This is a genomic window from Achromobacter sp., assembly GCF_057314935.1.
On the sequence record NZ_DBHKZA010000070.1, the window covers coordinates 1 to 6648 of the forward strand.

Annotated in this window: 5 protein-coding genes; 1 reads left to right on the forward strand and 4 read right to left on the reverse strand. The window is 69.1% G+C overall.

All coding sequences use genetic code 11. From position 1 onward, the window contains the following. Positions 1-5 precede the first annotated feature (5 nt). From ACO6D5_RS22580 to ACO6D5_RS22590, 3 genes are read right to left on the reverse strand one after another with little or no spacing between them, the layout of a single operon-like run. Positions 6-1217 carry an MFS transporter gene (locus tag ACO6D5_RS22580; RefSeq protein ID WP_485826605.1) on the reverse strand — a complete coding sequence of 404 codons (1212 nt, stop codon included), beginning with the start codon at positions 1215-1217 and terminating at the stop codon, positions 6-8. Continuing rightward, the gene (locus ACO6D5_RS22585) at positions 1214-2242 is read right to left on the reverse strand and encodes a methyltransferase (RefSeq protein WP_485826606.1); all 1029 of its coding nucleotides are present in this window, start codon (positions 2240-2242) and stop codon (positions 1214-1216) included. The genes ACO6D5_RS22580 and ACO6D5_RS22585 overlap by 4 nt, the downstream gene beginning before the upstream one ends. A gap of 15 nt (positions 2243-2257) precedes the next feature. Continuing rightward, positions 2258-4249, reverse strand: a complete 1992-nt coding sequence (locus tag ACO6D5_RS22590) for a TonB-dependent receptor (RefSeq protein ID WP_485826607.1) — start codon at positions 4247-4249, stop codon at positions 2258-2260. A 147-nt stretch (positions 4250-4396) separates the two neighbouring features. Between ACO6D5_RS22590 and ACO6D5_RS22595 the strand changes: the two genes are divergently transcribed. Beyond that, entirely contained in the window at positions 4397-5320 is a 924-nt protein-coding gene (locus ACO6D5_RS22595; RefSeq protein WP_485826608.1) for a helix-turn-helix domain-containing protein, read from the forward strand. Between the two features lie 13 nt (positions 5321-5333). On the opposite strand, the gene ACO6D5_RS22600 is transcribed toward ACO6D5_RS22595, so the two are convergent. After that, a complete protein-coding gene (locus ACO6D5_RS22600) occupies positions 5334-6512 on the reverse strand; it encodes a low temperature requirement protein A (protein ID WP_485826609.1) in 1179 nt (392 codons plus the stop codon). Positions 6513-6648 lie beyond the last annotated feature (136 nt).

Consider the following 6648-nt stretch of genomic DNA (forward strand, 5'->3'; position numbering starts at 1 on the left):
CACTGCTACAAGCGCAACGTCCGCGCCGTGCGCAACGCCAGCACCCACACGCCCGCGGCCGCAACCCCCAGCACAGTCACCATCCACGCCTGACCCGCGGCATCCATCAGCACGCCGGCCGCCAGCGGCGCCAGGATGCGGGTCAGCGAGAACACGCTGGACTGGATGCCGTAGTCCAGCGCCTGCAAGCCGGGGCGGGCGTGCGACATCATCAGGCTGAACGCCAGCGCCGCGGTGGCGCCCATCGCGGCGGCGATGCCCATGGCGCAAGCGATCAGCACCGGCGGCGGGGCCTGCAGCCAGATGGCGGCGGCGAGCGCCAGCAGGGCGCCGCAGCCGGCCGCCGCATGCCACGGCACCGTCACGGCGGGGCGCAAGCGTTTGCTGCCGCGCGCGGACAAGGCGCTGGCTACCGCGCCGACGGCGCCGCCCGCCACGCCCACCAGCCAGGCCACGCGCTCGGGCGCCAGCCCCTGATCCAGCAGCAGGGGCTTCAGATAGAACCAGCCGGATCCGATGAAGGGGAACAACAGTGCCAGCAAGGGCAGCCAGCGGCGGGTGCTGTCCAGGCGGAAGTAGGCAGTGATGGGAGCGAGGGCAAGGCGCTCATTGCCGGCGGCGGGAGACGCCTCGGGCTCGCCGTCCTCTTTCACGAATGCCGTCAGCGCCGCGCCCAGCGCCAGCGCGCCGGCCATGATGGCAAAGGGCGCCTGCCAGCCCCAGCGGGCCTGGGCGACCAGCATCAGGCCGCCGCCGGCGATGGCGCCCAGGCACAGGGCCATGGACCGGATGCCGCCTGCCCAGGCGCGGCTGGACGCGGGCAGGACGCGGATCGCCAGCGCGTTGACCGGCACGTCGGCCCACGTACCGGCCAGGGCTGCAGCGGTGGCCAAGGCGAACAGCACGCGCGCGTCGTCCAGCAAGTCGCGCCACCCCAACGCGCACAGCGCCGCCGCATAGGCCGCCAACAGGGCGACCGCCCAGACGCGATAGCTGCCGCGCCGCCTTCCGGGGCGATCCAGAGGCAGGGCGAACAGGAATTTGAAGACGGTGGGCAGGCTGGCCAGCTGGAACAAGCCGATGGCGATGCCCGACCAGCCGTGCTGGCGCAGCACCAGCGGCAGGCCCAGCCACAAGTAGACGCCAGGCGCCGTCAACGCCAGGTTCAGCCAGCCGAACAGCGCCTGCCGCAGGCCGTTGCGAACGCCGGGGCTCATGCCGCAGCCCTGCGGGCCGTCAACACATGCACGGGCGCCATCGGAAAGCGGTCGGCGTCAAAGCCGCGCACGTCCTGGTAGCCGCTGTCTTGCAGCATCCGGCCCAGTTCGCCCGCACGGGTCACGCGGCGGCCCAGCAGCAGCATCGGCAGGTAGTACGGCAGCAAGCGGGCGGCGGCGCGGGCGTCGGCGGGGATCTCGGCGTGCGCCATCACCAGTTGCCCGCCCGGCGCCAGCGCGTCATGCATCTTGCGCAGCGTCGCGGCCGGGTCCGGCAGGAAATGCAGGACCGACGAGCACCAGATCAGGTCGTATCCCTGGCCGATGGGGTCCACCGCCAGGTCGCCACCGATCACGGTCATGCGGCCGGCCAAGCCGGCCTGCGCGATGTTCTCGTGCGCCACCGCGGCGGTCTCGGGCCAGTCGAACACCACGCCCGTGCTGTCGGGGCGGGTTTGCACCAGCGCGATGCCGATCAGCCCCGGGCCGCCTCCCAGGTCCAGGATGCGGCGGGCGTCGGCGGCGCCGGGGACGCAGGCGATGGCCTCGCGCGCCGCCGCCACGGCGATGGCGCGTTGCTCCTGCCCGATCTGCACGCGTGCTGCGTTGGCCCAGCCGGTGGCGTTGGTTTGCACGTAGGGATCGGGCGGCGGGCTGTCCAGGTCCAGCAGTTCGTTCAATTGTTCGCTGAAGTGCGATAGCGAACGGCGCCGGTAGCGCCAGGCATCCGCGCAATAGCCCGGCTGGCCTTGGCAGAAATACGCCTGCGCCAGGGGCTGGCACCGGTAACGCACCGGGTCGCCGTCAATGCGGTGCAGCAGATCCAGGCTCCACAGCATGTCCAGCAGATGCGCCATCTGCTCAGGGCGCAGGGATAGGGCCTGGGCCACCTCCGCGGCGCTGGCAGGTTCGGTCAGGTGATCCAGCACGCCGCGTTCCAGCGCGGCGTCCAGCGCCGCGGCCTGGATGGCGGCGGCGGCCAGGTTCCAATAGCGTTGCATGGGATGGGAAAGGTCGGTATGCATGAGAGAGGGTCCTTGTCAGATGCGCCAGGTGAATCGCAAGCCGGCTTCGCGCGGCGGGCTGTAGACGGTGACGATGCCGTTCTGATAGCCAACCGCGTCGTAGCGGCGGTTGGCCAGGTTGTTGACGTAGGCGGTGATCTCGACCTGGCGCACGGTGACGCCGGCGGCCAGGTTGATGAGGCCGTAGCCGTTGCGGGAATAGCGGTTGGCGGCATCCAGATAGACGCGGCCGGTGCCGGTCAGCGACGCCTGTGCATACCAGCCGGCGGACGCGTCATAGCGCGCGCTGACGTAGCCGTTGATGCGCGGCGCAAAGGGATTCTGGTTGCCGCTATAGTCCGCGGCGCCGTCCATGAAGCGCGAGAACCGTGTGCGGTTCAGGCCCAGCCCGGCCTGCGCCGACCAGCCGTCGCCCAACAGGTATTCCAGTTCGAATTCCGCGCCGACGGAGCGGGCCGACGCGGCGTTGGTCACGTAGACCAGCCCGGGCAAGGGCATCTGCTGCACTTGCATGTTCTTGACCGTCATCACGTAGACGGCGCTGGAATAGCGCAAGCGGTTGCCGGGCAGCCAGCCCTTGGCGCCGATCTCGTAGGCGCGCAGCGTTTCGGGTTGATAGGGGGCGTAATTGGCGGCGGGCGAAAAGACGTTGAAGCCGCCCGCGCGGAACCCGTCCGACACGGATAGGTACGCCTGCTGGCGCGGCGCGAACGCGTATTGCAGCGCGACGCGCGGCGTCACGCGGGTCCAGTCGGCGCGGCGCTGCGTATCGCCTTCGGGGCGGAAGCGGATCTCGTCGCGTTCGACGCGCGCGCCGGCCTCGACCGTCCAGCGCCCAGCCAGCGGCACGGTCCAGTGGGTGAACGCGGCAGTGGAATTGCCGCGCAGCTTGACCACGCTTTCCGCCAGGCCGCGCGGCATTTTCTGGGTATTGCGCAGGTCGTGGTCGTCGCCGTCCGCGTACAGGCCAACGAGCCAATGCGCGCGGTTCCAATCGCCTTCCAGCCGCAGCTCTTGCGACAGGTTGCTGAACTGGTGGTCGCGCTGGATATGCAACAGGTCGGCGGGCTGGAAATCGGTGTCTTGCTGCACCCGGTCGCGGAAATCGTTCCACGCCGTCACCGAAGACAGGCGCAAGCCGGCATCGAAATCATGCCTCACGGCCAGCGATGCGCTGCGGCCGATGGACCGGTTCCAGCTGGGCGTGCCCGAGGCCACCGTGTCGCGCGGCGCATCAGGCGACCCCCACAGGGCCGCGCCGTCGCGGTAGTCCACTTGCGCGTAGCGCAGCGTGGCGTCGGTGCGCGCGGACGGCGTCCAGCGCAGCGCGATCTTGCCGTTGCGCACTTCACGGTCGTCTTCGCGCTGGCCCGTGTAGGTGTTGTCGATGAAGCCGTTCTGGCTGCGCCAGGCGCCGGCGACGCTCGCGTACAGCCTGTCTTCGACCAAGGGTCCGCTTAAGTCGAAGCGCATCACACGCAGGTCGCGGCTGCCGATTTCGGCCGAGACCTGGCCGCGCAAGGTGTTGTCGGGCTGGCGGGTGTGGATGTTGATCACGCCGGCCTCGGCGTTGCGCCCGTACAGCGTGGACTGCGGGCCGCGCAGCACTTCCACGCGGTCGATCGCCAGCAACGGGTCGTCATACCCTTGTGCCGTCAGCGTGGGCACGCCGTCCACGACCAGCAAGGTCGATGTGGAGAACGAGAAGAAGTTGGCGGACAGCCCGCGCATGACGGGCGAGTTCACGCCCGCCTGGCCGAAAGGCTGGAAGCTGAGCCCGGGCGTGATGGCTTGCAGGGATTCCACGTTCTGGATGCCTTGCGCCTCGAGCATGTCGCCGTCGAATACGGACAGGCTGGAGGGGACGTCTTCCAGCGCGCGTTCCTGTTTGTCGGCGGTGACGGTGATGGCGGGCAATTCGGCGGGGGGCTGGGCGCGCGCGGCAGGCGCGGCGGCCAGGCAAAGCAAGGCCCAGGCGATGGGCGTAAGAGGGCGGGGCGGGATCATCGGGCTTCCTGTGCAGACTCAAGCGGCCGCTATCCTTGTGCGGCCGTCCCGAAGATGGTATTTCTTTATGAGAACAACTATCATTCACATTCATATGCGTTCCGGATCCATCCGTATGCAAAACGGCGCCGGCACAGGAAAGCCCTCATGGTCATGCGTGTTTCGTCCTTGCTTGCCCAACCGGGCAAGAGCCCCCGCCCAGGCTGGCGGCGTGTTGCCTTGCCTCAGGAGCTGGGCGATTGCCGCGCGGACAGGCTGGAACTGGACGACGGTTTGACCCTGGTGCATTCGCAGTACACGCCGCAGCGCGACCTGGTCGAAGAGAACGCCGCCGGGTATGGCGCGCGCACGCTGGTGATCACGCTGGCGATGCAGGGCGTGTCGGCCTATCGGGGCGTGGATGGCGCCGGCCTGGATTTCCGCGGCGGCCACACAACCGTCACCGCGTTTCAACGCAGCCAGGGCGAACGCCGCTATGCCGGCGGCGCCACCGTGTCGCAATTGCGCTTGCTGGTGGGCGAACCAGTGCTGCGCCGCTATGCCGGCGACGACCGCGCGGAAAGCCTGCTCGGCGCTGGCGGCTTGCGGTGCCTGTCGCAGGGCAGGACGACGCCCGAGCTGGCTGCCATGGCAATCGAACTGGCGTCAGGCGCCGATCCCCTGGACGCGCACATCCGCGCGCTGACGTTGCTGTCCCGGCAATTACGCGGCCTGGCGCCGGCACCGGAAGCGGGCCGGCTCAGCCAGGCCGACATCGGCCGGCTGGAAGCCGCGCGGGCGTTGATGCACGAGCAGATGGACCGCGACCTGACCGTGCAGTACCTGTGCCTGGCCACGGGGCTGAACGAATTCAAGCTGAAGGAGGGGTTCCGCAAGCTCTACGGGACCAGTCCGCACCGGCTGCTGACGGAACTGCGGATGCGCCGGGCGTGGGAACTCTTGGAAACCGGCTGCCAGGTGGCACAGGCCGCCTATCGCGTGGGCTACCGGCATCCCGCCAATTTCAGCGCGGCGTTCACGCGTTTCCATGGCCGCACGCCGAAGTCCGTGTTCGGCAAGCGGCGCAGTTGACGGCGCGCCAGGCCTACCGCGTGGCGCGCGCCGCGCGGCGCCGGGACACGCTTTCCCAGGCCGCCACCAGCATCAGGATCAGCGTGGTCAGGCCGCCCACCATCAGGTTGTCGGTCACGTACGACACGGGCGCCAGCGCCGCCAGCAACACCAGTCCGGCTACGTGCGACAGCGGAAAGCGGGCGTACACCACCGTCTTGTAGATGCCGTTGCCCAACAGGTAGAGCGCCGGGCCGCCGATCAGCGCAGCGGCGGCCGGGGTCGCGATGCGGCCGTCCGGATGCAGGATGACGAGTTCATTGGCTACGGCCGATACGATGACGCCTGCGATCAGGATCACGTGCACGTAGTGGAAATAGGCGCCGATGCGGCCCGGGTCCGAGGCGTGCACGATGGCTTCGCTGCCGTCCTTGCTGCTGGTGTCGAAGTACACCCACCACATCGCTGCCGTGCCCAGAAAGGCCACCAGCAGCGCGATCAGCGTGGGGGCGTCCCAGTGCGGGTGCTCGCCCAGCGTGGCGCCCGTGATCAGCAGGGTTTCTCCCAGCGCCACGATCACGAACAGCTGGCACCGTTCCGCCAGGTGCCCGCCTTCGATCGTCCAGTCGCGGGTAGAAGACCGCCCCATGCCGGGCAGCCGGAAGCCGAACATCGGCGAGATGTATTCGCAGGCCACGGCCAGGATCCACAGCGCCAGCCGCGCTTCGCCCGAGGCCAGGCCGCCCGCGATCCACAGCACGGCGGAAATGCCGAGCCAGCCCAGCATGCGCCGGAAATTGGCCGCCAGCGGGTGGTTCGGCCCCAGGTGCAGCACGATGAACAGGGTGCGGCCCACCTGGATGAGCGCATAGCAGACGGCAAAGATCAGGCCGTTGTCGCCAAACGCGCCGGGCAGGACCGCCGCGGCGATCAGGCCCACCAGCATCACCGCAAACAGCATGATCCGCATGGGGATGGCGTCGGGGTCGAACCAGTTGGTGACCCAGCACGTGTACTGCCACCCCAGCCAGACCGCGAACCACAGCACCAGCGTATGCACCGCGCCCATCAGCGTCAAGTCGTGCAGCAGGCTGTGCGACAGCTGCGTCACGGCAAAGACGTACACCAGGTCGAAGAACAGTTCCACATAGGTGACGCGGGCTTCGTGGCCGTCCCGGCGGCGAAGCAGCGTGGCGCTGGCAAGGAAGTTCATGGCGGGCGCGTCCGGTAGGTAGGGGCGCTGCCAGATTACTGCAAGCCGCGGGCGGGCAATGTCAATGATTCAAAAGGGACGCCGGGCGTCGCGCGGACGCGACGGGGAGGCGCCACCCGCCCGGTCGATACTCGCC

Coding starts and splice junctions, on each gene's coding strand:
- ACO6D5_RS22580 (WP_485826605.1), bottom strand. CDS start 1,217: ATGAGCCCCGGCGTTCGCAACGGCCTGCGGCAGGCGCTGTTCGGCTGG.
- ACO6D5_RS22585 (WP_485826606.1), bottom strand. CDS start 2,242: ATGCATACCGACCTTTCCCATCCCATGCAACGCTATTGGAACCTGGCC.
- ACO6D5_RS22590 (WP_485826607.1), bottom strand. CDS start 4,249: ATGATCCCGCCCCGCCCTCTTACGCCCATCGCCTGGGCCTTGCTTTGC.
- ACO6D5_RS22595 (WP_485826608.1), top strand. CDS start 4,397: ATGGTCATGCGTGTTTCGTCCTTGCTTGCCCAACCGGGCAAGAGCCCC.
- ACO6D5_RS22600 (WP_485826609.1), bottom strand. CDS start 6,512: ATGAACTTCCTTGCCAGCGCCACGCTGCTTCGCCGCCGGGACGGCCAC.